Raw genomic sequence first — 25,153 nt, 5'->3', positions numbered from 1 at the left:
ATAAATTACTCTGGTTCCTAATAAGCCATATAAATAAAATAGAAAATAATAACATCGATTAAGGGAGAGTTATGAACATGTTTTTTCGGTTTCATTAATCATATCATCAATCTTCGAAGCTACCAATGTCAGTATTCCAAGGCTGGGAAACTCACCAACTAAATGTGCTATACCTAAATCCTCATAAACTATTTGCGCATTGAATCCCTTATTAACTAGGGTATCAACTACGCACTTCAACGCGGTTATTGCCCTGGCCAATACATCAACCCTTATCCTACCTAGTTCAAGTTGCCGATGCTCGAGTTCGACCGATACCCTGATTATACCGACCTTCGTATCATAGACCTTAAACATACTAATTAAGGTATCGCTTAGATCAAGTATCCAACCCTTTGACACTAGTTCATAATTTATCTCAGACCTTAACAGGGGATTGCTTGAATAACTTAATAATTCAATTATTAATGTGATTAGTGAATCAACGTAAGTACTCACTGTTTGTAGATCATCATATAACTCAACCTCTGGACTTGGATATAGCATTGCAACCTTATTATCCTGAACGTAATCTATTGAGAATTTAAAATGAGGTGTTAATATTGTGAGTAGGGATACTTCAATTTCGTTTGCTGGCTTTACCGAGATAAATCTCAGTTTATACTTATTAATTGCCTTATCAAATACCACCCTGATCTCTATTGTCTTACCAAGCACTGAGTATCTACGTACATACGTAGCCATTAATGCATCCTCAGACTCTATGCTCCAGCTAATCATTAATATTGAATAGAGAGAAGTAATTTAAAAATGTATAACTTTTTAATCACAGCGTGAGTATAATTAAGAATCGCATTAAGAAAGTATCAAATCTTTTTGACGAATTAAGCCTGGACGTAATTGTTATAGTCAATGAACCAAACCTTGAGTATTTTACAGGTATTGATAGTGGTTTAATGTTTATTATTAATAGATCAATGGATACTACATTAATAGTTCCAAGGCTGGATTTCCATAGGATACGGGACTCGGTTAACGGTGATACAACACTCATTGGATACTCCACGGTTGAGGTACCACAACGAACACCTGAAGAAAGATTATTTGTATCTAAAAACCTGGGTGATTACTTACTTAGGGAGGTCGGTCTTAAGCCTAGTAATATTATTGGCATTGATAATACAGACTCCTCCATAGCTAAGGAGCTTAATTCCGTGGGTGTGAGGGTAATAAACATTAATGACTCCATACTAAGGATTAGAGAGGTTAAGGATGATTATGAAGTCAAAATGATTGAGGAGGCTACGAGAATAACTGAAGAAGCCCTTGACGATGCCCTAAAAAGCGGACTTGAGGGTAAGAGGGAGAGGGATGTAGCTGCAATGCTGTATCAAGGAATGATTAGTAGGGGGGCTGAGGATGTCGCGTTTAAGCCCATTGTTGCCTCTGGATCGAATGGCGCATACCCTCATCATGTATTTACAGATAGGGTAATAAAAAGAGGCGATTTGGTGACGATAGATATTGGTGCTAGATACAATCTCTATTGTACTGATATGACAAGGACTGTTGCTATTGGATCAGTAAGCGGTAGACTGAAGGACGCTGCATTAGCAGTACTTGAAGCCTTTAGGAAGGCATCTAACTCCGTTAAACCAGGCATAAAAGCTATGGATATTGACCTAGTTGCAAGAAACGTACTTTCTGAGTACGGTTTTGACACATACTACATACATAGTACGGGGCATGGTGTTGGTATTGAAGTCCATGAGAAGCCTGCAATAAGTCCCTTAAGTGATGAGGAACTAAGATCTAACGAGGTTATAACAGTGGAACCGGGCGTTTACATTAAGGGCGTCGGCGGTATTAGGATTGAAGATACAATATTAATTACGGAAACGGGCGCAAGACCAATAAGTAAATATCCCATAAATCTATTTTGATATATTGAAAATCAAAAGTTTTAACATACACAGAAGTAATGTTTTAATCATTAGCTTAATAAGTAAGCTAATCGTTATTTTGATGATGAACTCGCAAGGTATGCCAATATTAGTTCTTAAGCTGATACTTATGAAAGAGCTCCATAAATTAGGAGGTATAAACATTGAGGAATTCCCGAACTTTATTTCTAAAATAACTCAGTACTTAAATAGTGTGGGATACTCCATTGATCCTAATGATGTAATTTATTTGTTTGATATCATAAAGATCAATGAAGGTAAAGTAGCATTAAGTGACGAAGGAATTCATTATTTAAAGATCCTTGAGATACTTACTAATAGCACTACCGAAGTCTCTTAACACGTTATACATAGCCTTTATGACCAAGCTCTTAAGGTAATCCATCATACTATTTACGTCAATACCCCAACAAGCACTACTTAACTTTGCAATATCTACAAAAACAAACACATGCGGTGACCTCTTCCATGCATCTGTCACTGATACTACCAATGGAGATAAATCATTAATATTAGCTAGGGTGTTTCCATGAATTATATTGAGCCTTGTCTCAGGCTCAAATACCCTAAATCCTATTATTATTGATGACTCTAGATCATCATCGGCTAATTTACTTAAGCAGGTAATTGACGAGCCACGAAGCTCTCCTCTTAACCTTCCATAAAATGTTCGCAACACTTCACTCCTAATCTCACCCTTACTTAGTAGGTATGGGAATGAATCATTTATTAGTGCTAGGTCAATACCCTGCTTGTTAATAAGATCTAGGAACTCGAAATCCCTCTTCCATAATGCCTTATACGCAGTGCTCCTTGTTATAAGTGGATCTAAGTACTTAGAAATACCATGGATCCTATCCAATAAATACTGCCTATTTCTCAATAATACAGATAGTAAATAATCATCTATTATGTACATAATATCATAACCCTTCAGATACCCAATTGAGAAACGGTATAAACGACACAAATAATCCTTAATGTCCTCATTAAGCTCATCATAATGCCTTAACAACTCACTTAATAGATTCTTTGCTAATGTATTGAATAAAACAACTTTATGATGAAGATAAACCAGCTTGTAGATATTGAAACGCGCAATTACGAAACCCTCTAAATTAGCCCTAGCCTTCTCATCAAATGCCAACACATAGTTCTTATCGTTTTTAACAATCTTCATATTATCAAGAATCCTCTCAATATCACCAATACTGATCGTAGAGCCAATACTCGCCCCTGTTAGGTAGGAATCCCTAAGTACGTACTCCACCCTATCAGCATCAAGATCTCCTGATATTAAGTTCCTCAAAAGGTTAAAGAACTTCAATTCCTCACCAAGTGAATCAAGGAACTTCCTATCTTCATAGTCAATAATGTCTGCGTGCTGTGGTGACAATTCTATAATCTTACCTATTATATCACTATGTAACAGCGCCTTTATTATGCGTAGATCAATACCTGGCAACGTCTCTTTAAGCACGCCTTTGAATTCATCATTATTTGTAAGTATGAAGTACGTTATTAACTCATGCTCCTTAAAAGACCCCTTAAAGACCTTACCTATTATTTCCTCATTAACGTCCTTACTGCAATTTCCTATTAATGGATCAATACTCTGACCGAAAACTCCCTCAAATACATGAGAAAACGGCAAATGACCTAGGTCATGCAATAATGCCGCTACTCTCATGTGCATTATTAATTCATCTTCTGTATCAAGACCTATGGATCTCCCAAGACTCAGCAATAGATCTTTAATGTCATTTAATCTAAGTATTCTCTCAAGCATTAAGGTCACTATTTGAAGCATACCCAAGGAATGCTCAAACCTACTATGACGAGCTGAGGGATAAACCATGTATGTTAAGCCGAGTTGACGTATATGTCGTAACCTTTGCACGTACTTACAGGAATCAATAAACCTCGCTTCCTCATTCGTAAGTCTAATCCAACCAAGTGCTGGATCAGCAATAACCTTAGTAAAGCTTAGCACCATTTAATATGAAGAGACTAAAACATATATTAAATTGTTAATTCCTCCATAGAACACTTAGAATGAGCAAAAGCGATATTATAGTGATTGGAGCAGGACCAAGTGGGCTTTACTTAGCCCGTGAATTAAGTAAGGTAATGAATGTAAGGATAATTGAGGAAGATAAAGTGCTTGGTGTGCCACCTCACTGTACTGGACTTGTTAATCTTGATTCATTGAAGGCACTTAACGTTGCATCGCCGATCGTGAATACGTACCGTTATATAAGGTTAATAGACCTAAGTGGCAATAGCATAACCTTTGATTTCAAAAGAAGAGCAATAGCAATGCTTGATAGACCAGGTCTTGAGCATTACCTTGCCGATGGATTAGGTAGTGCAACGTTAATATTGGGCGAGAGAGTTACCGAGTTGAGTAATGACTTTATTAGAACCAGGTCGAGAGAGGAGACGTTTAATTTAGCTGTGATTGCCGAGGGCGCTAATATGGCATTAACAAAGGAGATTATTCCTTGGAAGCCTACCTATGTTTACGGCGTACAGACGGATACTAAATCATTTATTTCGAGCGAGTTAATGCCTAGGGGTGATGATGAGATAGTGGTTATATTTGATAGAAAACTAAGTGAGCATTATTTTGCCTGGATAGTACCGAGGGATTTTCATGAATTCAGGGTTGGGTTAGCTGATGATATCAACACGTGGACAAAATTTACTGAATTGCTAAAAATAATAAAGGCTGAATATTTAAAGCCGTTCGGAGGCAAAGTAATAATTGGTGGATCACCTGATCATGTAGTTGCGGGCAATACTGCGGTCATAGGTGATGCCGCGGGTTTCGTTAAACCAATGACAGGTGGTGGGATTATAATGGGAATGCTTAGTGCAAAGATTCTGGCCGAAAGCATACATAATGTGATCAAGGAGGGCTTATCTATAAATGATGCATTGGTAATATACGATACATTATTCAGAAAATACATTAGGGGAAAAATAAAGGCATTAGGTTCAGCATCACGTATCCTTCATATGATGATAAACAATAGCCTAGATGATGCTATGCGCTTAATGAATAATGTGAATGTTGATGTTTATGATTACGATAATCATATTGACGCAATATTAAGGGCTGCTTCAAAAAGACCTTGGTCATTCATTAGGGCGATTTTTACTGTTATGAACGAACTATCGCTAATAGAACCTGGTACAATTAGCGAATTAATTAAGGAAAATATGGAATAGCTTTACCTAGTTATCTTCATTATATTGCCCATTTCTTCTATTAAGTGAGCCCCCTGGCCCTCCTGGAACCACCTAATTATTGGCTCTAGGCGCTCAATAACTTCATCAGCAACAGCATTCTTCAAATCCAGCGGATGTATCTTACCCTCAGTATATGCCTTGGTTAATTCATTAAAGGACCAAAACTCTAGTTGTCCACCACCGTATTGTTGCGGTCTCTTTATTATGAATGGTTTATCTCTACGTTCTCTAAATGAGAATAAGTGCGCCAACTCAATCACAGGATTCATTTGAACCTCCCTAGGCGGGCAATAGGCCTTGAGTATTTTCTGGCGAACTGCCTCTACACTATCATGAAGGAATATGGCAGTATCCGGTAATGACTTACTCATCTTCATCTCGCTCAACTCTTCCCTGGACTCCTTACCCGTAATGTTTAACGCCGGTATTAGGCTGTGGAATAGGGCTATTGGCTTTACCTTCTCATTATTGAGCATTAATGGGTAAAACCTAACCTTTAGGGCAACCTCCCTTGCAAGTACGTAAGCCTTCCTCTGGTCGATACCGCCATGCGCGATGTGCGAGCCAATGACAAAGACATCAGCCACTTGAAGCAGTGGGTATACGAGCCATGACATTGGTACTGATTCACCCATTTTCCTACCAAGTATTGTTAGACTATGCCTAATGTCAGCCATGTTAGTCATTCTAGCTAGGTCGAGTATTAAGTACCAATAATCATCATTATTATGATAAAGATCACTCGCCATGTAGAACCTCACATTGTCAGGATCACCACCAAGCACTTCTATCACCTTTCTAAATGTCTCAACATAATATCTATTCGCAACCCTCCTAATTAATTCAAGGTCGCCACCAAGCTTATTATTAAGCCATGAGTGTATGTCTGCAAGCAATATTGACACCTCAACACCAGCCTTTTGTAGATCAACAACCTTTGATAGGCTTACAATACCTGTACCGATGTGTATATAACCACTTATCTCAAAGCCTATGTAATGCTTTAGCCTAGCCCCCGTCTCCAAGTACTGCCTTAACTCATCAACCGTGAGTACCTCCTCCGTTGGATACCTGGTTATTAATGATAATTTCTCCTCAACATCCATTATTATTACCGTTAAAATTAAGATAATTAAGCTTTATTGATTTAGAATTTACGTGGTCAGGGTAGTTATTGATAGGATAAGGGCTTGGGGGCATGTCAATGTTAGGGCTAGGCATAGGACAACGATTGAGGTTACGAGGGATGATTACTTAACGCCTAGGGGCGATTGCATAATTGGTATTAGAGCTGATAAGGGTTTATCCAATATAAGTCCTGAATTAAAGGAGATAATAAGGAAGGATGAATCAATTGTAATAGTGATATTCATTGTTGATGATTATTTTGATTATGTGATTGGTACAGGCTCATCAAAGTTAACCCTAAGCAATAGCAGCAAGCTAATTATTAGAAGGAGTAATTACATTGATGATGCAACGCTAATGATTAAAGCGAACAAGGCGGCTATTGACCTCGATAGAAGACTCATAGATAGGTTAAAGAAGGAGAGCCTCTTGACAGTTTATATTGTAGGTGTTGACCTTGAGCAGGATAGAACAACTAAAGGCAATGGCGCTTAGAAAGTTAATCCATGTTGTGCTATCCGTATTCCTAATAATACCATTCATAGTGAATTTAGGAGTCTACGGCATATCAATGACCCTATACTTCGCGTTAATAGCCCTTGGTGTTTCCGTAATATATGTTATCCAGGTTAAAAGACCAATAATTACCGTAATACTGCTAGATGCCCTAACAAGTGCCAGGAGATCAATATTGCAGCAGGTCATTAAGTCACCGATAGGCTCGGCAATACCGATAGATACCCTGGATGATGGATTAATGAGGCTTGAGAAAACAGTTAAGGAATTACTTGAGAGTGTTGAGAGGGACTATGAGAGGAGAGGCGGGTACTTAGGAATCTTAATGGGGGCTATTGGTGTATTGATTAGCCTGCTATTGACGAATAACTATGTTATTTACGGAATAATATCGGTAATAGTTTACGATACGATGAGCGCACTTGGTGGTGTACTCCTTGGAAGAGTTAAGCTACCCTTCAGCAATGCCACAATGGAGGGAGCCCTTGTCGGCATGACATCATTAGTTACAGTCTTATTTCTACTCACAAACCAATTAATTGGCTCCCTGGCCATAACAGTAGTGGCAGCATTAGCTGAGGCATATGGCATGGAGGATAACCTAGCCATACCTGTGACCACCTCCTTAATAGCCATGGTCCTTAAACTACCCATAATTACCTAATTCACGTTTTAACAACGCAAATCACAAATAAAGGGCTTACTTACGCCTTTCCAAGATCCTGTATAGTTTATCCTCATCCTGCCAAACCCTACTCTTCACAACCTCATCCCAAAGCCTATTAAATACTGGGTAACCAAGCATCTTCTCAAGTGCCCATTCCCTGGCAAACGTGCCATCCTTAATCTGCCTAACTGCCTCCCTCATTAACCTCTTAACATCATCAGTTACATATCGAGGACCCCAGGTTAAATGCCCGTATTGACTCGTCGTAGAATGACCCTTAAGCTGCGCGAATAATCCCTTCTCGGCAATCGCCTTAGTTATGGCAATTAACTCACCAGAGGCCCAGAGTTCTAGCATTGCTGCCTCAGGTGATACTCCATTCTCAATAAGCACATTATAACCCTCAGCAAGTAGAAAGAGGAATGCTCCAGCCCACGTATGTTCACTGAATAAGTCCGTTATAGTCTCCTCCTCACAACTAGACTCAACAGCAACACCACCCGGCCTCCCAATGGCTCCAATAGCCTTTGAGTAAGCTAATGTGTAATCCCATGCTTTACCACTGTGGTCGTTCGCAACGCCAATGAGCACAGGAAATCCTTTGCCGTTAACGAAATTATCCCTAACACCCTCACCAATCATTCGTGGGGCAACCATCACCACATCAACATCCTTAGGTGGTTTTATGAAGCCGTAATACACATTATAACCACTGAGGAAGATCACGATCTTGCCTGGCAATAAGTTAGGCGCTATATCCCTTACCCAAACCTCTGGCTGCACTTCATCAGGTATTGCCATAACTATGATATCGCCATGTTTAACCGCTTCAGGGATTGAGTATACCGTGAAGCCCTGATCCCTAGCCCTACCTGCGTACTCATCCTCTATATTACCAATTACAACTTTAAAGCCACCATCCCTGAGATTAAGTGCTTGTGCGCTTCCTTGATTTCCAAACCCTATCATTGCTATTGTCCTATCTCTTATTAATTCGGCATTTCCATCGAAATAAAGCCTCGCCATAATTAAGCAAGTAATGGCCTTAAATATAAATATTCATAATAAAGCGTTAGATCTGGTTTTTAGGTTCTTTCGTTCCATTGTCTCAGTAATTCATGCGCAGCATTAATTCCAAGTCTTTCAGGGTCTATGGATGAGTCTCTTATTTTTACAATGACCTTTCTATTACCATTTATATCGGCAATACCCGCGATGAATTCCATGTAATTTCCATCATATATAGCGACACCACCAACTGGTACGTGACAACCACCGCCAACAGTCCTTAGAAACGCCCTCTCGGCCAATGCCTCAACCATTGCCTTAGGATCACTTGCCTTCCTAAGGAGATCAATTAAATTAGTGTCCTTTTCACGCGTGACAACAGCTATTATTCCCTGCCCTGGTGCTGGTGGTAATAAATCAAGGGGTATGCGTGCATACCTTATATGGAGAGACTTCATGTCATTGATTAGTCTCACTAGTCCAGCCTCGGCGATTACCACGGCATCGTAATCACCTCGAATCAATTTATTAATACGTGTATCAACATTACCCCTAATTACATTTATTGAAATATCCTTCCTAACACTGAGGAGGAATGCCCTACGCCTAACGCTTGACGTACCTACCTTAGCACCGCTGGGTAGTGCCATTAAGTCACTTGGGTAATCATTCCTAACGACTAAGACATCAAATGGTGGATCCCTAGGTGAAAACCCAGCTATTACAAGGCCTGGACTAATCTCGCTTGGTAAATCCTTAAGGCTATGCACAGCTATATCTGCCTCATCCTTTAGTAATGCCAGGTTAACCTCCTTCTCAAAAATCCCTTTAGTACCGATTGCATATAATGGCTTATCCTGAACCAAATCTCCGGTGGTTCTTATTATTATTACCTCAAATTGAATATTGGGTTCAACTCTCCTCAACATCCTCATAACAATATCTGACTGAATCAATGATAACCTACTTCCTCTTGTCGCTATCCTAATTTTCATTACATAGTGATAAATAATACATTATTTAAATGCTAATGATTGTGCGAAGTCTTGGTACTTCTTAAACGTGTCTTCACATATTATACTCGTACCATCCCTAGAGGATAAGTAAAGCCTTATCTTGTCAATGGCTTCTACGGCTGGGCATGATTTGATTATACCCTTAATTATTTCCTGATCTTTACCACCGACCTTAAGCTTACTTTGAACAATCTCATCAGCGTAATCCTCATAAACAGGTAGTATAGGTATTACTACGTCAATGTTCTTCCTAATGAAGTCAATATCTATGGACCATGGATTAATACTCTCAAACACAATAACTAAATGCTTAGACTTGGCTATATTTAGTAACTTAAGTATATGATTCATATCCTCATTAATTACTTTCTCAAGATTAGGCACATGAATTATTGCGTTATCAACAATGGAGACACTGGGATCCTTATAATCAATGATTGGTATATTAAGGTGCTTAGCCACGTGATTTATTAACGCTGTCTTCCCCGATCTAGATGGACCTATCACTAATATTGATACTATGTACTTAAGCCCAAGATTATCCATCATATCCCTTAATCTAACAGACGAGTCAATATAATCAATTAACTTAGACCTAGTGTTCATATCTATTAAATCCACGGGATCCAACGTAATCACCATATTACTACTTACATTCTTACTCTTTGCCTTAGGCCTTTCTCTCGTGGTCTCAGATTTCGATTCAGTCACTTGCGGTTTAGGTAGTTCTAAGGGCCTTTCCTCACTGGTAGCACTCTCCTTCGGCGAGCTAATTGCAGATTCAATGCTCTCCTTTACATTATCCTCACTAATTGCCTTAGTCACATTATTAGTATTTACAGTACTTATTGTAACATTGGTATTTACCTGAGGAGCCACTTCCTTACTTACATTATTATTAATAGAAGTGACGCTTATGTTACTCTCAACGGCATTGTCTTGTTTATTCTGCTCCTCATTAATATACTTTGTTTGTACATGCTCTGTTTCATTCCCTTGAGCCGTAGTGTAGTTCACGATCTCAATACCATATTTTCTCAATCTATTAAGGGCACTATAATTACTATTTATTATTAATGTATGTAACTTAGTACGTTTATTATAATCAATTAGCTTAGATATTAAATTCTTATTTATTTCATTTGGGATTATTATGAGTAATGATTTTTCATGCGTCCTAATGAACCAGTTAACGTCATCAGGTAGTTCATCAACATCGCCCTTAATTATGAAGCCCTTAGTCCTGGTTAATCCGAATAATACCTTACTAATAATCTCCATTTTGTCTTGAGACAGGGATGCGCTTAATGCAGTAATTCCAGTTTTAGATAATGTGTTTATTACTGTATTTACGAAATCCACATCATCCTTAGGCAATTTCTTAGCCCAATAACTATACTCAGTAATCATTAATGGATCCGTTATTGGTATCACAGACGATATTTTCCTTCTTACGTGTAGTAATGGAGTCCTTATTTTAGCGTTGGATTGTAAAATATCAAGTATATACATAAGAGACCCAATAATTAATGACCCAACAATAAATAGGGGGGTCGCTTCGTAATTCCATGCATTGCTGACTAAGGGCGCATAAAGTAGGGATGTGGTTATTAATTGTGGTGATATATTCATAATTACCTGAGCTACATTGTTATTTAATGGTTGTAACATGACTAGCCTTGATAAATACCTACTTACTAATGATGGTGTTGCAATAATTATTATGAAGGCTAAATAAAGTGATAAATTATTTAGTTCATTATACATCATAAACGGGTTACCTGAATTACCGAAGAGAAGGGACCTTATTCCATACGTGATACTTAGATTCGCCGTATGCATTACTGTTATTGGAATCCACATAATACCTTGATATGCTGCGGCAATCGCGTATAATAACGATAGTAATGAAAAAACAACCACCGACCTAATGCTATATCCCTTAGTTGATGGTATTATTGACAGTGGTATTGATAACCAGTAAAGTGGTGTAAAAAGTAAGGCCCATGATATTATGGCTATATCGTTAATAATACCAGCCTCAGTTATTAGGTAAGTGAGTAGGAGGAATGGCATTATTAATAATGATGCATGCCCTAGGGTGGTTATGAATGTTATTATTACGTATGTTATTATTATGGCAGTCGCCAGTCCATATCTTTTAAGTATCGATGATGCGGTTACCATAGCTAATAGTACCAGGAATACGTAGAGTGGCATTATTGGAAAGACCAAGTAGAGAACCAACACTGTGCTTATATCCATTAATGAGTAAACCGTGTTCTTTAATACATTCTGTTTCACATAGTGAAAACTGCGAAATATCTTATAAACCGTTTGTTTCTTAATAATTGAAAGAGAAAAACAAATGTGAAACCAGTAGAAACTGGTAGAAACTATGAAGTATTATGTATTGACTTAATAACGTCGATCCACGGATTATCACGTATAAATTCAGGCAGTGAATCGGTATTTAATTGCCCATTATTGGCATTATTAGTGATGGGGCCCTGATTCCTTACAGAATTAGAGAAGCAATTATTTACACCTCTCTTCTCTAATTCCTCAACCTTCTCAATTAATTTACCTATCAATTCTCTAAGAGACTTCAACTCCTTTATTAATTCACCCTGATAGGCGCTTTCATACGAATAATCATTTTTAAGTGGCTGAATGGGCGAACCAGTAATGATTGAAAGACTTACATTGAAAACACTACTGTAATTATTCAATGCATATGCATTATTGTCCACTTGGGTATTAATTTGTTTGTCATCATTCAATTGCGCAGATGCTTGGTCTAAGCTCTTGGCAAATGCCCTATACTTAGAGATCGCCTTATACACGGTGTTCACAGATATACCGAGCTTCTGCGCTATTTCCTTAGGCTTCAGCCCCTCATTAAAATAAAGCTTGGCGGCAAACTCCTCAGTCTTCGTTAATTTACTCGACATACATAATTAATTTATCGATCACAATAAAAATCAGTTTATGTACTTAAATTAATAAATTATTCATGTATTACTCATTAATATACGTCAATTAACGGTAAATAATATAAACACTTATTACTGCACAATCTCGATGAATTTTAAGGCTACGATAGCAGTACATGGAGGCGCAGGTAGTGCTGGTTATTTTGTTAATGAGGAACATAGACGAAGATACTTAAATGGCTTAGTAAATGCCGTAAGTGCCGGTTTAGAGGCAGTTAAGAGGGGTAATGCCCTGGACATGGTTGTTGAGGCTGTTACTGTTATGGAGTTTGACGGTTCCTACGACGCCGGCAAGGGGTCCGTATTGAACTTATACGGCGAGGTTGAACAAGACGCAGGCGTTATGTGGGGTAAGGATCTAAGTGTTGGGGCTGTGGCTTCTGTTAAGCACGTAATAAATACAATAAGACTCGCCAGACTTGTTATGGAAAGAACGGATCACGTATTAATTATGGGGGATGGCGCCGAAGAACTAGCTAAGCAATTTAATCTTTGGGTTCCATCAACGGAATTAATTAATGAATTTAAGATAAATAGGTATAACTCCTTAATTAAGAATTTACGTTCACGTTATGAGAAAAACGTGGAACTCGCCAGGAAATTGGGCTTATTGGGTACGGTAGGTGCAGTCGCGCTTGATAGGGATGGTAACCTGGCCGCAGCAACCTCTACAGGAGGAACAATACTTAAGTGGCCTGGCAGGGTGGGTGACTCGCCGCTTCCCGGTGCTGGTTATTGGGCTGAGAATGGCGTATGTGCCGTATCCGTTACAGGTATTGGTGAATTCATTATTAGGGCAATGGCTTCATTTAGAGTATCAACACTTATTAAAAGTGGTGTTAGTATTGGTGATGCTGTTAGGCAGGTTGTTGATTATGTTACCAAGTTATTTGGTTCAGATAATATAGGGTTAATAGCGATAGATAGTTCTGGTAACGTAGCATCGGCATTTAATACCGAAGTCATGGGCAGGGCATGGGGTAGAGAAGGCATGAACAAGGTAACTGTTGCTCATTATCCAAATGATCCATTTCCATGAATACCATGAACTTACTTGCTTCCTAGATTACTAATCATAGAAACTTCCTGGTAAAATCATTAAGTCTTTCCCCAATTCTTCTTGCTCGTTCTCTCAATACTTGGTAATCCCTGGATTTATCGTATATTATTCTACCGTTAACAATCACAATATCCACGTCTGAACCATCCGCCGAATAAACAATATTCGATAGGATATTATCATCTCTAATTGGCTGAAGCCTTGGGCTACCTAGATCAAGTAATACCAAATCTGCCACGCAACCATTACCTAAACAACCACCTCTAGGACCTAACAACTTGTAGCCATTCACAGTAGCCGCCCTAAATGCATGCATGGCCTTAATACTGACATCCCAATAAGAATGCCTCTGAAGCAGTACTGCCATCTTCATTTCTCTAAACATATCAAGAGAATTATTGCTGGCAGGTCCATCAGTGCCTAACGTGACTATAACACCCATTTCCATTAACTCTCTCATTGGGAAATGACCCGCAGTAGCTAATTTCATGTTTGATGTTGGTGCATGAGTCACACGGGCATTGGCCTTGGCTATGATACTCAACTCCCAACTAGTAACCCAACCCAAATGAATAAGTTGAGATTTACTGGAGATGAGACCTAGTGAATTGAGGTATTCCACGGGAAATACACCGTACTTTCTCTTTGCTTCATAAACCTCATCCCTAGTTTCAGACACGTGTATCTGTATTGGTAGATCAAGTTCATGACTCAAATCCCTAATTCTCAATAATGTGTCCTTACCCACGGTGTAGATACTATGTACGTTAATTATCGGTCTCACCAATGATGAATTCCCATACCTACTCATGAAATTCCTCAACTCATTCTCAACAAGCGTAGGACTCTTAAGTGTGTCAATGAATGTAGGACCTAAAGCTGCCCTTAATCCATACCTTGAGGCAATGTCCGCAACCACGTCTGGATAATGATACATGTCTATGAACGCCGTTGTGCCACTCATAATCATTTCGATTATAGATAACTCACTGCTGAGGGACACGATATCTCTAGTTAATTCATTCTCCACGATCCACATCTTATTAAGCCATGTCATTAATTCCGCGTCATCATAAAAACCCCTCAATAAGGACATTGGTGTGTGAGTATGTGCATTAACAAGCCCAGGTATCACCACATGATTTGAACAATTAATTTCCTCGAGATGACCCTCAATGGCTTTACCAACACTTATTATTAACCCATTATCAATGGCTATATCCACATCCCTAAGTATCCTTAATTCGTCATTAATCCACGTTAATACAAAGTCACAATTTTTAAGTAAATACCCCATGCCAAGTCATTTAACGCACACTATCACTCAACTAAAACCTTTGGCTCTAGGTGTATAGACTTAATTATATAAACCCATGAGTACTGATCTAACCTATTAACCTCACCATCATCAATGACGATCCTCTCTCTAAATAATGGCGCATCAACAACGAATGTCTCCCCCTCACCACCCTCCAATGCCGGGTTGAAACCAAACTTTAATGCGGCGCTTATCAATTCCTCAATATCACTAGGTGTTAATACCTTGCCTAACAATTTAGGATTTATACCCATCGTGCTTATTGATGTTAATACAAACTTAAAACCATGCCTGTATAGATCCCTTAAATAGTTAACTTGGTTCTTCCTCCACAATGGTGAATAAACCCTTAAACCTAATTCATGGGCAATGATGTTTATCATCATCCTTTGATAATCAGAGAGTAAAGCGCCAGTCACTATACCACTAATTCCAAACTTCTTCTTAACCTCATTAAAAGCTTTCCTTAAATCCTCAAGCTCAAGATCCTTAACACCACTGGTCTCATAAATAACCTGGGAAACGCCTAATGCCTTAGCTTGATAACTCGTCCATTCAATATTTGGGTAATGAAACATCCAGGAATCAGCACGACGAGGCCTTAATGTAAGTAGGCAAGTGACGCTAAAGCCCTTGAGTACAGCCCAGTGTAGGGCATATGTTGAGTCCTTACCACCTGAAAATAATGAACAAACCCTCATTACCAATAAAACCCTAAACTCATAATTTAAAATACTAATTAGTATCAGAACCGTGTTTAAATATTAAGAACCAGTGAATTTGGCAAAAGCATGAATAAATTAGGAAAGATTATTGTAAGGATAAAAATCCGCAACTCGTAAATAGTAATGTTTTTAATTTACTAAGTAGTGCCCAGCCTGATGAGTAGCGAGGGTGGAGAGGAGTGGCAATTTCCTGAAGATTGGGAGTATTCAGGTGGTGTACCTGAGAGATTGCTAAGGATTAGGGCTAAGTGTCCATACTGCGGTCATACCTTTGAGATTGAGATGGGCGAGTCTTGGTATAACATGGGCATTTCAGTTACCTGTCCAAAATGCGGTAAGCAGTTTTCAATAAGTATGTATGGCGAGGTTATTGGCGAGGCTAAGAAAGGCGCTAAAAAGTGATGTTTAAATTTTGTGTCAATTTAACGGCGTTTCATAATGAGTAATACAGAATGCATTGAGGATTTGATGAATGCTGTAATGACTTTTTACTCCGTAGCAGTTATTGAGCATTACATGATATTCCTATTAATAAGTAAGTCCAGAAGTACTGAGGGTGTTTACGACCAGTTATTAAACGCAGTAAGAGATCACCTAGATAAGGAGGATAGAATATTAAATAACACGTTAAGATTAAAGGAGTGTGTGAATGGTAATGTTGCATCCTTACTTAATGAACTCATAAAAAACATTCAAGATGGAATTACCTTAGTTAATGACCCTGAGTTCATAAGTAATTACATCAATGATTTTACAATTGCCGTAAAAGCCCTTACTAAGTACATGTTACATCATGAAGAGCTCATGTCAAGGATTATTAATGAATTACAAGAAAATATTCGAAGGTACATGAGAAGTTTAACCTGAGTTTTATAAAGCCATGTTACTTCACGATAGGTACTGCGGAGGTACTTGAGTTAGGTTCTTCTTTATCGCGTCGATACTGGCTAGGAACTTCTTTCTTTGCTCGTCATTAAGTTTCAATTCAATTATTTTCTCAACACCATTCTTACCAAGTACGACAGGCACCTCCGCAAAAACGTCTCTCACACCATACTCGCCATCAAGGTATACAGAGGCTTCGAATATTCTCTTTCTATCTTTCTTAATTGAATCAACCATTAATGATAGACCGGCAGCTGGACCCCAGTTACTACTGAAGCCTCTCAGATTTGTTATCTCTGCACCAGCTTGTATTGTCTTCTTAACAATGTCGTCGTATTGATCCTTGGTTATGAACTCAGTAAGTGGTTTACCATACACGAAGGATGCCTCGGGTACTGGATACATATTCTCACCATGTTGGCCAAGGACGACGGGTATTATTGATTCAGGCGCTATGCCAATAAGTAAAGATGCGTAATAGGCCATTCTATTTGAGTCTAAGACGCCGCTGAAACCAATGACCCTATTCCTTGGAAAGCCTAACTTCTTATAAAGAACATAGACCATTGCGTCAAGTGGGTTTGTGGTTATTATTACTATTGAGTTTGGAGCATATTTCTTAATTTGATCAGCCACTGATGCCACGATCTCGGCATTCTTAGCCGCCAATTCTTCCCTAGTCATTCCAGGTTTTCTAGCAAGTCCTGCAGTAACTATTACTATGTCACTACCCTCCATATCCTTATAGTCATTACTGCCCTTATACCTAACGGACTTACCGAGTATGGCAGCGGCATGGTTTAGGTCAACAGCTTCACCTTGGGGCAGATTCTTTATTACATCTATTAGCGTGATTTCATTGTCTAACTCGAAGAACATTAGGAAGGCGGCCGTGGTTGCGCCGACACGCCCACTACCTATTATCGTGATCACCTAGTTCACCCATTACCTGATATTAATGACGAGTTTTTAACTTTAATCCACTCACAATGTATCATTAACAATATGCATTATTGAATTGACGTTGTTTATTTATGAAAAATAATATTTAGTCACTCATTGCTTATACTTTACATTTAACTATGGAAAATCCAGAGGCCTTCCTTAACCTATTCATTATGGCTAGTCCAATACCCCTCTCCTCAATGCCCTCTGCGATGCCTATATCCACATTTATCTTATCAAGATTCCTTAAGGAGTCAAAGAGCGATGCTGCTATTGTGTATGTATTTTCTCTATAACCTAGGATTATTATTGGTAATTCATTAATTTCAGGATATTTCATTAATTGATTAGCAGTTTCTTTCGTAATTAGTAATGCCACTTTCAGTTTCTTATTTAAATAATCAATTAAGGTATCATGCAATAACTTAATTAATGAATCATGATCATTGCATTCCACGATGATCAACCGTGTGTGTGGCGCATAATGCCTATACCTCATACCTGGAGCTAGAGCTGTATCAGCTTCGCCTAAACCTCTTGCGAATTCCGGCACTACTATGTCGACGTTAAATAATGATTTTAATTCCTCAATAGTAAAGGGACCAGGCCTTAAAAGCACGGGGGGATTCCTCGTTACATCAATTATTGTTGACTCAACACCGAAAAACGTAGGCCCTGCATCAAGTAGAATCATCTCAACATCGTCATTGGCGTAATCCTCAATTATATGTTCAGCCAATGTAGGGCTTGGTCTACCTGACTTATTAGCGCTTGGTGCAGCTATGGGCGTTCCAGACGACTTAATTAATGCAAGTGCCACGGGGTGTGCAGGCGACCTCACAGCCACCGTATTACGACCACCAGTGACCTCCTTAGGTACGTCAGGCGACTTGGGTAAGATTAAGGTGAGAGGTCCTGGCCATGCTTTCCTAATTGCTGGAAATATGATTTCGGGTATGTCAATGGCGACCTTATCGAGCTCATTTATATCCGATATATGTACTATAAGTGGGTTATCTGGTGGTCTACCCTTAGCTCTAAAGATCTTTAGGCATGCCTCGCCATTAAATGTATCTGCGCCAAGCCCATAAACGGTCTCCGTGGGGAATGCCACTAAGTACCCATTCCTTATGTAATTACTTGCCTCCTTGATTATGGAGTTATCAGGATTTAAAGGGTCTACCTTACGCACCTTAAGCATCACGTTTATCAATACCTGGTGCTTATAAATCCATCTACGTGTCATCGCTATACACGGATAACTATTATCAATAAGCTAGATAGGTTTATAAGCATGTTTCCGTGACACTGTTGGTGGTTAATAATGGCAGTGTCTAATGAAGAAATAACAAATAGTACGAATAATGAGAATGATGAAGAACCAATATTCAAAACAAACTTGCCCAGTGATAAGACCAAGGAATTAATAGAGATACTACGTAATGTTTACGACCCTGAAATACCGATAGACGTGTACGATCTGGGACTTATTTACGAGGTAATGTTGGATAATGATAAAGTTGTTCATGTAAAAATGACTCTGACAGCCGTAGGCTGTCCATTGTCAGAGAACTTAGGTTATCAAGTCGGTGCGGCTATTCAACAGGCAATACCTGATGCAAAGGATATAGAAATTGATGTAGTATTTGACCCACCATGGACGCCATTAAAAATGACGAGGTTAGGACGTGAGATGTTTAAGGCAATTTATGGATATGATATTGTTGAACAATGGCTAAAGTCGCAAAATGAACAAAGCACTCAAACGAACAATCAGGAGAATATTGAAAACGCATAATTGTCCTTGTTTTCATTATCTATTTCTAAATAACTGCATTTTATATTCTGAATAAAAGATTTAAAAGGTGTATTTAGAATAGAAAATGTGTTATCATCAATGGATAGCATTCCATCGAGAAGAACATTAAATGAACGAGTACAACAAAAACTAAGTGAGATTCTAGAGTCAAGTGATTTGATAAAATTTGTTGCTTTAGTTACAATGGATGGATTTACCATAGCCTCAGGAATGAAGAGCAATATTAATGTTAATCCTAAATGGTTAGGCGCCCTAATAGTATCATCAATTAAGAACCTTGAACTTAACCTAAAAAAGGCATTGAATGAAGCAAATCTATCCGAGCTCGTTATATCCATAGGTCAGGATCTATTGATCGTGAAATCCATCGGTAAATTATCGCTGATAATGATTGTTGATAGATCACTGGATATTAATTTCGTAATGTACGAGTTAGAGGAGGGATTAAGGGATTTAATAATGGATCTAGGCTTAGAAAGGAGATAGATTTTACGCATTATTCAACATTTTCCTCAACCGCCATACTATTTAATGACTCTATTAACGCGGCTGATGTCAAATTCTCAATTAATTGCTTCGACCTCTCATAATATGCATTAATTAACTGCAATAACTTCTGCTTAACGTAATCTATCGGCTTTGTGTAATAAACATAGGTATAACCTCCATTCTTAGCAAGCACGGGTCTCCTAGCAATTAGGCCAAGTTGAACCAGCTTTACTAAGGACCTCTCAATAGTGCTTCTTGATTTATTCATTTCCTTAGCTATTTCGGCCACGGTCAGCGGCTCCTTCGCCTTATTCTGCAGTAAATAATAGATCTCCACCTCAGTTGGTGAGAGCCTAAGTATGCACCTCAGAATGTATTTTATATCCACATCCTCAAGGATCTCTTCGGTACTTTTCTCCTTAATTGTTATGAGAGACACCACGTTAATCACCAACATCAGTGTCACATAGTGTCTTTATAAATCTTTTTCTCCAACATTTTCCACCATAGAAATGCATTAATTATTACATTATTTATATATAATAAGGCTTTATAGCTCTACAGTGGTACCCATATTCCTACTTTTCACTATGCTATATATGTATGATGCAGCCGCGAGATCCTCAACCGCAATACCAACGGATTTAAACAACGTAATATCACCATTCCCTAATCTACCCTGTCTCAAGCCACTTACTATTTCACCTATTTCGATTAAATTCTTTTCAGATATTAAACCATTCTTAATTGGAATTATTATATCGCCAGTCTCATTCATAACTGCAGTGCGTGAGTCGACAGCTATCACGGATACTTTACGAATAACATCGTCATCTAATTCCCTGGTATTAATCTCAGGGGCGCCGATTGACACTACGTGCATTCCCTCATGGAGCCATGAACCATGAATAACAGGTTCTCTACTTGTTGTTGCTGTTATTACGATATCGGCTTGCTTAACAGCATCATAACCTGAATCAACTACCATGGCATCAATACCTCTATCCTGAGCTATTTTCGCTAATTCAAGGGCCCTTTCTCTCGTCCTTGAATGTATGAATACTCTCTTGATGGTAAAAGCCCTAGATAATAATATTAAATGATACTTCGCCTGTAATCCAGCGCCAATAATTGCCATTTTATCCATACCTCGTGCCATATACTTGACCGATACGGCGGTCGCGGCTGCGGTTCTCCATGCTGTTAATGCCGTGCCATTAATAACCGCCATTGGTTGTCCCGTAACATCATCCATAAGTACGACTACTCCCTGGGTCGTTGGTAAGCCACGTAATTTATTACTCTCAATAACATTGACTATTTTAACGGAAAAACCAAGGTTTCGTGTACCGCAGGGCATGACGCCCCACCAGTCATTATCAAGGTAAATAACCGTTCTTTGAGGCATCTTGACAATGCCAGAGCTATAGTCCTTAAAAGCCGTGGCTATGGCATTTACTAATCCGTTAACGCCGTCCTTACTATCTAGGACCTCATCAACCTCCCTTCCACTTATTATTAACAGTCTCATATTACATTTGAACTATGATGAAAAATTTAAGCATTATTCTCTATAGATATGAATAGGAGAATATCGTCTATGCATTTTGCGACAGATTTATTAATTCTAGTTATAAGTAAAATAGTGGGTGAAATTATGGAGATTAGATGCATTAATTGCAAGTACTTTAGACTTCATGAGTTACATGATGATATAGGTATTTGCACGAATAAGGATAGCCCGTACTACATGAGGATGGTCATGACCGAGTGGCAATGTCCCTTCTTCATGGAATTTAATGAGGAGAAGGATGAAGATGAATTTTATTGGTGCTCAGATTGCAAGACAATGATACATAAGTCATTATTACCACTTCATAAGGGACACAAATTGGTTAAGATACCGTACATTGATGAGGAATCACACTTAGAAACCTACGTTGCAGATTAAGCCATTGCATGCCTTCAGAACGACTTAATTAAAAATTTATGCAATACTTATGTATGAAATCCTCAATAGCCCTTGCTATAACTCTGATATCCTTACCTCTAGGTGTGTGAGACATTCCCTCAATTCGTATTAACTCAATAACATTACCAAGAGACCTGGCTTTTTCATAATAACTCTCTACCTGTTGAATATTTACTAATTCATCATTCGTACCATGTATCAAGAGTATTGGTGGTAAACTAGGCCTTAAGTAGTTGATGGGAGAGGTCCTCATAAGAAATTCCTCAGTAACTTGCTTACTATCGATTTTCATTAACTCCTCATAAGTCCTCCTCCTAATACTACCAGGTTCACCTGCAAGTAACCACCTAATTTGGGCTAACCTGTCAGTTGGTCCAGAAACCGAAATAGCACAAGCAACTTTATTTAATGTCGATGCTGCAAGTAGCGCTATTGTGCCACCCATTGAGTGACCAGCAACTATGAAATTATCATTAGCGCTTTGTATTAATTCATTAATTTTATGAAGTCCGTCTTCGAAGTCCCTATATGTTGGCGTTATTATCTCCAAATTTAGGGATTTTAATGGACCGGTAAGCCAATTTATTTTTTCAGGGCTTGAACCAAAGCCATGAATCACCAAGGCCTTCATTATTAAAGTACGTGTAATGCGTTAATTATAAAGTTTGTTGTAGAGTTAGGTTAGGAGAGTTAACCTAATAAATTTACTAGGGTTTTAACATCAGTCATGTCTAAATCAAGGAAGACGAGAAGATCGCAAAAACGTAAAGGAAAACTCTTCTACTTTGCATTAGCGTTAGTAATACTTGGAGAAGCCGCATTTATAATTGTTTTATTCCTACCTGGCATAGTATCTAAGCTTACAATGACCTCGCAAGCACAGGCTGAGCTTAATGCCACGGTAATTACTGATTACATGCTCTCAACATTAATAAATCCATACAATAATTCACTCATAAATGCAACGGCATTAGGACTAGTAAATAATACGAAACCCATACTAATGTACCTAACGGTTAACGATCCATACCTGGTGGATGAATCATGCGGTGTTTGGCCAATACTTTATAACGCCACGTATTATCACGGTTATAACGTGGTAGTTATAGTATTCCCTAATCCCCCAACACAGGCCCCCGCAACCCTGTCTGTGATCCAGCAATTCAATAATTACGTATATGAACTCTGTAACTTTAACCCAGAGACTACGAAGTTCATCATAACAACAGCATTCTGGAGCAATTATACATCTGGATCCCAGGTACTCATTATTGGCTATGGAACATTACTACCACAACTACTTACTAAGCTTGGTATTAATGCAAGTAGTGCTTACTTCCCACTATTAATATTGGTTAAGCCGCACAATACTGTAAATACATCGGGAGTAATCTATGGGCAACAACTCATAAATAGTACGTACTTAAATGAAACCTTATTTGGATCGTCAAATAATTAGTAAGGTAAAAACCTTGTGCAGTTAATGGGCTCCTCATTATTAAGGATCCTATTTATCGACCCTAAATCCCAGATTGCGCATAAGTAAGTCCTTGTATACTTAGCCAACTCCACTGCTGACTGAATCTTCTTTATGAGACCCCCTGTTACATCAATATGCCGTGTAACCCTCTCATTAATTATTGATGCCCTAGTTAATTCCTTAATCACATTACCATTGGCATCAAGTATTCCAGGCACATCCGTTAGGAATATGGATGCCGTTGGCCTTAACCTTAAGCCGAGATCAAGCATTATATCATCACCACTAATTATTGAGAAACCTTCATCACTTAGCACAACATCGCCATACAACATGGGTATTACCCCTCTCTCAAGTAATTCCATTATGTGAATTGGTTCTATCAATAATTGAGGCTTACCATCATTAATAACGTAGACTGATCCCGTCCTTAATGGATAAATAGGCAATCCCATTGATGCCAAGGTAATCGTCAACTTCATGCTTAAATAATGGAGTATCGCTGATGTGAAAGAAACACCTGTTAATTGATCATAATCCCTATATCTACTTAAACCGTAGGCTAGAGCCATAGGATGCGCAAAACTACCGCCTCCATGAATAAGTACGAATTTATCACCTGCCTTAATACTTGTAGCAAGCAAATTACCTAAATTCCGCACCCAGTCCTCCCTATAGCTTAATGGCCTCGACTTATCACTTATTGCGCTACCCCCCAACTTCATTATGAACAGTCTCATTAAAATCCTCCAAGGCCAGTTCCGTAAATCTAATTTATAAGCATGAAGTAGGGCTATCTTTTTAATGTAGTTAAAAATGAGGATAATTCGCCAAATCCTAAAACTCTCTTGTTACTGTAAATCTTAGGATTTCCCTAAGATCCTCAACAAACTCATTATTACTTAACTCATTCAGTGACTTCTCAGATTTCTCAGCAAACTCCATAGCCATTTTCGATGCGTTTTCCCTAGCATTTGTCTTTGATATTATTTCTACAGCTTTCTTAACGTCATCATTAGTAATTGCAGCCTTACCAAGAATACTCAATAAGTCCTCTTTGTCTTTATCATTCAATTCTTTTAAAGCCATAACAATAACAGCATTTCCCAACTTATGCTCCTTAATGTCCTTACCAATTTCCTTACCAAACTTCTTAACATCGCCAAATATGTCCAATATATCGTCAAGCACTTGAAAAGCAAGCCCCAGGTATGTACCATAGTCAGAAAGCGCCTTAACGCAATGTGGTGTGTTTGCCGACATCGCTCCAAAAACAGATGATGCCCTTATCAAGGCAGCCGTCTTAAGGCTTATCATCTTTATATAAGTATTATACAGGGATTCCCAATTACTCAATAACCTAGGCCCTAGCCTATTTTCAACAAAATATGGATCTTTACGGCCCGAATACTCTAGGAGTATGTCTAATCGCTCACCCTCATCTATCGCGCGTATTGTTCTTGCAGTCTCCCTAGCAAAGGATACTGGGTCCCTAGTTTCAAGTATTGCCTCCTCAATTGCTTCCCTATACCATATGCCGATTAGTATGGCCGCGTTATCGCCGTACTTAGCCCTAACGGTTAGCTTATTTCTCCTTAATAACGCCTCGTCAATAATATCATCATAAATCAGGGAGTAATTATGTATTAACTCCACAATTGCTGCGGCGGGTAGCGCAACTTTATAATCACTACCGCAAGCCCTTGTTGCAGTTAACGTTATTAACGGCCTCAACCTCTTACCACCAGTGGATACTTGGTAAATCACCGTATCCTTAAAATCCTCACTCACCTCCCTATTTAGGTACTTGATCAATTGCTCGTCAATCTCATGTCCATATAGATTATGAAGCTTCTCTAGTATGTCCATTGAATTTATGGTTAATATTAAGTAATTAAGTTGTATCCTTA

The 25,153-nt window shown here is 38.6% G+C and carries 28 protein-coding genes; 12 read left to right on the top strand and 16 right to left on the bottom strand.

The window, feature by feature from the left end:
• Positions 1-69 precede the first annotated feature (69 nt).
• Positions 70-780 (bottom strand): hypothetical protein, encoded by a 711-nt coding sequence (locus ACP5L5_RS01510; protein WP_013603567.1) that lies wholly within the window; start codon positions 778-780, stop codon positions 70-72.
• A 53-nt stretch (positions 781-833) separates the two neighbouring features.
• Here ACP5L5_RS01510 and ACP5L5_RS01505 point away from each other — a divergent pair, with 53 nt between their 5' ends.
• Positions 834-1,943: a M24 family metallopeptidase gene (locus tag ACP5L5_RS01505; RefSeq protein WP_428761109.1), complete on the top strand. Its 1,110-nt coding sequence runs from the start codon at positions 834-836 to the stop codon at positions 1,941-1,943.
• 85 nt (positions 1,944-2,028) lie between these two features.
• Positions 2,029-2,304 (top strand): hypothetical protein, encoded by a 276-nt coding sequence (locus ACP5L5_RS01500; protein WP_428761107.1) that lies wholly within the window; start codon positions 2,029-2,031, stop codon positions 2,302-2,304.
• Here the strand turns inward: ACP5L5_RS01500 and ACP5L5_RS01495 are convergent.
• A complete protein-coding gene (locus ACP5L5_RS01495; protein ID WP_428761105.1) occupies positions 2,257-3,960 on the bottom strand; it encodes an HD domain-containing protein in 1,704 nt (567 codons plus the stop codon). The two genes, ACP5L5_RS01500 and ACP5L5_RS01495, sit on opposite strands and share 48 nt — an antisense overlap.
• Before the next feature lie 59 nt (positions 3,961-4,019).
• Here ACP5L5_RS01495 and ACP5L5_RS01490 point away from each other — a divergent pair, with 59 nt between their 5' ends.
• Positions 4,020-5,198: an NAD(P)/FAD-dependent oxidoreductase gene (locus ACP5L5_RS01490; RefSeq protein ID WP_428761103.1), complete on the top strand. Its 1,179-nt coding sequence runs from the start codon at positions 4,020-4,022 to the stop codon at positions 5,196-5,198.
• Positions 5,199-5,200: 2 nt separating this feature from the next.
• Here ACP5L5_RS01490 and ACP5L5_RS01485 read toward each other — a convergent pair whose 3' ends face one another.
• On the bottom strand, positions 5,201-6,325 hold the full coding sequence (locus ACP5L5_RS01485) for a tyrosine--tRNA ligase (RefSeq protein ID WP_013603571.1): 1,125 nt from the start codon (positions 6,323-6,325) through the stop codon (positions 5,201-5,203).
• Positions 6,326-6,377: 52 nt separating this feature from the next.
• On the opposite strand from ACP5L5_RS01485, the gene ACP5L5_RS01480 reads away from it, so the two are divergent.
• Complete coding sequence (locus ACP5L5_RS01480; protein ID WP_428761101.1) at positions 6,378-6,842, top strand: DUF371 domain-containing protein; 465 nt, start codon at positions 6,378-6,380, stop codon at positions 6,840-6,842.
• Positions 6,796-7,527 (top strand): phosphatidate cytidylyltransferase, encoded by a 732-nt coding sequence (locus ACP5L5_RS01475; protein WP_428761099.1) that lies wholly within the window; start codon positions 6,796-6,798, stop codon positions 7,525-7,527. The genes ACP5L5_RS01480 and ACP5L5_RS01475 overlap by 47 nt, the downstream gene beginning before the upstream one ends.
• A 36-nt stretch (positions 7,528-7,563) precedes the next feature.
• Here the strand turns inward: ACP5L5_RS01475 and ilvC are convergent, their stop codons facing one another.
• From ilvC to ACP5L5_RS01455, 4 genes are all read right to left on the bottom strand, one after another.
• Positions 7,564-8,556 (bottom strand): ketol-acid reductoisomerase, encoded by a 993-nt coding sequence (gene ilvC / locus ACP5L5_RS01470; RefSeq protein ID WP_428761098.1) that lies wholly within the window; start codon positions 8,554-8,556, stop codon positions 7,564-7,566.
• A gap of 59 nt (positions 8,557-8,615) precedes the next feature.
• Positions 8,616-9,533: a hydroxymethylbilane synthase gene (gene hemC / locus ACP5L5_RS01465; protein ID WP_428761096.1), complete on the bottom strand. Its 918-nt coding sequence runs from the start codon at positions 9,531-9,533 to the stop codon at positions 8,616-8,618.
• Positions 9,534-9,554: 21 nt separating this feature from the next.
• On the bottom strand, positions 9,555-11,858 hold the full coding sequence (locus ACP5L5_RS01460; RefSeq protein ID WP_428761095.1) for a hypothetical protein: 2,304 nt from the start codon (positions 11,856-11,858) through the stop codon (positions 9,555-9,557).
• A 92-nt stretch (positions 11,859-11,950) separates the two neighbouring features.
• Positions 11,951-12,508 carry an RNA polymerase sigma factor gene (locus ACP5L5_RS01455; protein WP_428761093.1) on the bottom strand — a complete coding sequence of 186 codons (558 nt, stop codon included), beginning with the start codon at positions 12,506-12,508 and terminating at the stop codon, positions 11,951-11,953.
• Positions 12,509-12,638: 130 nt separating this feature from the next.
• On the opposite strand from ACP5L5_RS01455, the gene ACP5L5_RS01450 reads away from it, so the two are divergent.
• Positions 12,639-13,589, top strand: a complete 951-nt coding sequence (locus ACP5L5_RS01450) for an isoaspartyl peptidase/L-asparaginase (RefSeq protein ID WP_013603578.1) — start codon at positions 12,639-12,641, stop codon at positions 13,587-13,589.
• Between the two features lie 34 nt (positions 13,590-13,623).
• On the opposite strand, the gene ACP5L5_RS01445 is transcribed toward ACP5L5_RS01450, so the two are convergent.
• Together ACP5L5_RS01445 and ACP5L5_RS01440 are read right to left on the bottom strand one after the other, a co-directional pair.
• A complete protein-coding gene (locus ACP5L5_RS01445) occupies positions 13,624-14,907 on the bottom strand; it encodes an amidohydrolase (RefSeq protein WP_428761091.1) in 1,284 nt (427 codons plus the stop codon).
• 23 nt (positions 14,908-14,930) lie between these two features.
• Entirely contained in the window at positions 14,931-15,629 is a 699-nt protein-coding gene (locus tag ACP5L5_RS01440) for a diphthine--ammonia ligase (RefSeq protein ID WP_428761089.1), read from the bottom strand.
• 180 nt (positions 15,630-15,809) lie between these two features.
• Here ACP5L5_RS01440 and ACP5L5_RS01435 point away from each other — a divergent pair, with 180 nt between their 5' ends.
• A complete protein-coding gene (locus ACP5L5_RS01435; protein WP_048056785.1) occupies positions 15,810-16,055 on the top strand; it encodes a hypothetical protein in 246 nt (81 codons plus the stop codon).
• Between the two features lie 36 nt (positions 16,056-16,091).
• Positions 16,092-16,520: a hypothetical protein gene (locus ACP5L5_RS01430; protein ID WP_013603582.1), complete on the top strand. Its 429-nt coding sequence runs from the start codon at positions 16,092-16,094 to the stop codon at positions 16,518-16,520.
• Positions 16,521-16,541: 21 nt separating this feature from the next.
• Here the strand turns inward: ACP5L5_RS01430 and ACP5L5_RS01425 are convergent, their stop codons facing one another.
• Positions 16,542-17,471 carry a malate dehydrogenase gene (locus tag ACP5L5_RS01425; RefSeq protein ID WP_013603583.1) on the bottom strand — a complete coding sequence of 310 codons (930 nt, stop codon included), beginning with the start codon at positions 17,469-17,471 and terminating at the stop codon, positions 16,542-16,544.
• Between the two features lie 130 nt (positions 17,472-17,601).
• On the bottom strand, positions 17,602-18,729 hold the full coding sequence (locus tag ACP5L5_RS01420) for an L-threonylcarbamoyladenylate synthase (protein WP_428761086.1): 1,128 nt from the start codon (positions 18,727-18,729) through the stop codon (positions 17,602-17,604).
• A 78-nt stretch (positions 18,730-18,807) separates the two neighbouring features.
• Between ACP5L5_RS01420 and ACP5L5_RS01415 the strand changes: the two genes are divergently transcribed.
• Positions 18,808-19,281 carry a metal-sulfur cluster assembly factor gene (locus tag ACP5L5_RS01415; protein ID WP_428761084.1) on the top strand — a complete coding sequence of 158 codons (474 nt, stop codon included), beginning with the start codon at positions 18,808-18,810 and terminating at the stop codon, positions 19,279-19,281.
• A gap of 99 nt (positions 19,282-19,380) precedes the next feature.
• A complete protein-coding gene (locus ACP5L5_RS01410) occupies positions 19,381-19,788 on the top strand; it encodes a hypothetical protein (protein ID WP_428761082.1) in 408 nt (135 codons plus the stop codon).
• 10 nt (positions 19,789-19,798) lie between these two features.
• On the opposite strand, the gene ACP5L5_RS01405 is transcribed toward ACP5L5_RS01410, so the two are convergent.
• Positions 19,799-20,248, bottom strand: a complete 450-nt coding sequence (locus ACP5L5_RS01405) for an ArsR family transcriptional regulator (protein ID WP_013603587.1) — start codon at positions 20,246-20,248, stop codon at positions 19,799-19,801.
• A 93-nt stretch (positions 20,249-20,341) separates the two neighbouring features.
• On the bottom strand, positions 20,342-21,322 hold the full coding sequence (locus tag ACP5L5_RS01400) for an ornithine cyclodeaminase family protein (RefSeq protein WP_428761081.1): 981 nt from the start codon (positions 21,320-21,322) through the stop codon (positions 20,342-20,344).
• A gap of 126 nt (positions 21,323-21,448) precedes the next feature.
• Between ACP5L5_RS01400 and ACP5L5_RS01395 the strand changes: the two genes are divergently transcribed.
• Entirely contained in the window at positions 21,449-21,742 is a 294-nt protein-coding gene (locus ACP5L5_RS01395) for a hypothetical protein (protein ID WP_428761079.1), read from the top strand.
• Positions 21,743-21,770: 28 nt separating this feature from the next.
• On the opposite strand, the gene ACP5L5_RS01390 is transcribed toward ACP5L5_RS01395, so the two are convergent.
• Entirely contained in the window at positions 21,771-22,394 is a 624-nt protein-coding gene (locus ACP5L5_RS01390; protein WP_428761077.1) for an alpha/beta hydrolase family protein, read from the bottom strand.
• Between the two features lie 96 nt (positions 22,395-22,490).
• On the opposite strand from ACP5L5_RS01390, the gene ACP5L5_RS01385 reads away from it, so the two are divergent.
• A complete protein-coding gene (locus ACP5L5_RS01385) occupies positions 22,491-23,222 on the top strand; it encodes a hypothetical protein (protein WP_013603591.1) in 732 nt (243 codons plus the stop codon).
• Here the strand turns inward: ACP5L5_RS01385 and ACP5L5_RS01380 are convergent.
• Together ACP5L5_RS01380 and ACP5L5_RS01375 are read right to left on the bottom strand one after the other, a co-directional pair.
• The gene (locus ACP5L5_RS01380) at positions 23,219-23,983 is read right to left on the bottom strand and encodes an isopentenyl phosphate kinase (protein WP_428761075.1); all 765 of its coding nucleotides are present in this window, start codon (positions 23,981-23,983) and stop codon (positions 23,219-23,221) included. The genes ACP5L5_RS01385 and ACP5L5_RS01380 overlap by 4 nt on opposite strands.
• A 97-nt stretch (positions 23,984-24,080) precedes the next feature.
• Positions 24,081-25,112 (bottom strand): polyprenyl synthetase family protein, encoded by a 1,032-nt coding sequence (locus ACP5L5_RS01375; RefSeq protein ID WP_013603593.1) that lies wholly within the window; start codon positions 25,110-25,112, stop codon positions 24,081-24,083.
• Between the last annotated feature and the right edge of the window lie 41 nt (positions 25,113-25,153).

The sequence above is a fragment of the Vulcanisaeta sp. genome, from assembly GCF_049966235.1.
GTDB classification, from domain to species: domain Archaea; phylum Thermoproteota; class Thermoprotei; order Thermoproteales; family Thermocladiaceae; genus Vulcanisaeta; species Vulcanisaeta moutnovskia.
Note: the sequence above shows the minus strand (reverse complement) of the source record. Positions and strands in the feature narration are given on the sequence as shown.

Excerpts from the sequence above, each read along its gene's own strand:
- ACP5L5_RS01385 (WP_013603591.1), top strand. The coding sequence starts at position 22,491 with ATGTCTAAATCAAGGAAGACGAGAAGATCGCAAAAACGTAAAGGAAAA.
- ilvC (WP_428761098.1), bottom strand. The coding sequence starts at position 8,556 with ATGGCGAGGCTTTATTTCGATGGAAATGCCGAATTAATAAGAGATAGG.
- ACP5L5_RS01495 (WP_428761105.1), bottom strand. The coding sequence starts at position 3,960 with ATGGTGCTAAGCTTTACTAAGGTTATTGCTGATCCAGCACTTGGTTGG.
- ACP5L5_RS01430 (WP_013603582.1), top strand. The coding sequence starts at position 16,092 with ATGAGTAATACAGAATGCATTGAGGATTTGATGAATGCTGTAATGACT.
- ACP5L5_RS01390 (WP_428761077.1), bottom strand. The coding sequence starts at position 22,394 with ATGAAGGCCTTGGTGATTCATGGCTTTGGTTCAAGCCCTGAAAAAATA.
- ACP5L5_RS01485 (WP_013603571.1), bottom strand. The coding sequence starts at position 6,325 with ATGGATGTTGAGGAGAAATTATCATTAATAACCAGGTATCCAACGGAG.
- ACP5L5_RS01510 (WP_013603567.1), bottom strand. The coding sequence starts at position 780 with ATGATTAGCTGGAGCATAGAGTCTGAGGATGCATTAATGGCTACGTAT.
- ACP5L5_RS01450 (WP_013603578.1), top strand. The coding sequence starts at position 12,639 with ATGAATTTTAAGGCTACGATAGCAGTACATGGAGGCGCAGGTAGTGCT.
- ACP5L5_RS01440 (WP_428761089.1), bottom strand. The coding sequence starts at position 15,629 with ATGAGGGTTTGTTCATTATTTTCAGGTGGTAAGGACTCAACATATGCC.
- ACP5L5_RS01445 (WP_428761091.1), bottom strand. The coding sequence starts at position 14,907 with ATGGGGTATTTACTTAAAAATTGTGACTTTGTATTAACGTGGATTAAT.
- ACP5L5_RS01375 (WP_013603593.1), bottom strand. The coding sequence starts at position 25,112 with ATGGACATACTAGAGAAGCTTCATAATCTATATGGACATGAGATTGAC.
- ACP5L5_RS01500 (WP_428761107.1), top strand. The coding sequence starts at position 2,029 with ATGAACTCGCAAGGTATGCCAATATTAGTTCTTAAGCTGATACTTATG.
- ACP5L5_RS01405 (WP_013603587.1), bottom strand. The coding sequence starts at position 20,248 with ATGTTGGTGATTAACGTGGTGTCTCTCATAACAATTAAGGAGAAAAGT.
- ACP5L5_RS01420 (WP_428761086.1), bottom strand. The coding sequence starts at position 18,729 with ATGACACGTAGATGGATTTATAAGCACCAGGTATTGATAAACGTGATG.
- ACP5L5_RS01455 (WP_428761093.1), bottom strand. The coding sequence starts at position 12,508 with ATGTCGAGTAAATTAACGAAGACTGAGGAGTTTGCCGCCAAGCTTTAT.
- ACP5L5_RS01380 (WP_428761075.1), bottom strand. The coding sequence starts at position 23,983 with ATGAGACTGTTCATAATGAAGTTGGGGGGTAGCGCAATAAGTGATAAG.
- hemC (WP_428761096.1), bottom strand. The coding sequence starts at position 9,533 with ATGAAAATTAGGATAGCGACAAGAGGAAGTAGGTTATCATTGATTCAG.
- ACP5L5_RS01490 (WP_428761103.1), top strand. The coding sequence starts at position 4,020 with ATGAGCAAAAGCGATATTATAGTGATTGGAGCAGGACCAAGTGGGCTT.
- ACP5L5_RS01400 (WP_428761081.1), bottom strand. The coding sequence starts at position 21,322 with ATGAGACTGTTAATAATAAGTGGAAGGGAGGTTGATGAGGTCCTAGAT.
- ACP5L5_RS01415 (WP_428761084.1), top strand. The coding sequence starts at position 18,808 with ATGGCAGTGTCTAATGAAGAAATAACAAATAGTACGAATAATGAGAAT.
- ACP5L5_RS01435 (WP_048056785.1), top strand. The coding sequence starts at position 15,810 with ATGAGTAGCGAGGGTGGAGAGGAGTGGCAATTTCCTGAAGATTGGGAG.
- ACP5L5_RS01395 (WP_428761079.1), top strand. The coding sequence starts at position 21,449 with ATGGAGATTAGATGCATTAATTGCAAGTACTTTAGACTTCATGAGTTA.
- ACP5L5_RS01410 (WP_428761082.1), top strand. The coding sequence starts at position 19,381 with ATGGATAGCATTCCATCGAGAAGAACATTAAATGAACGAGTACAACAA.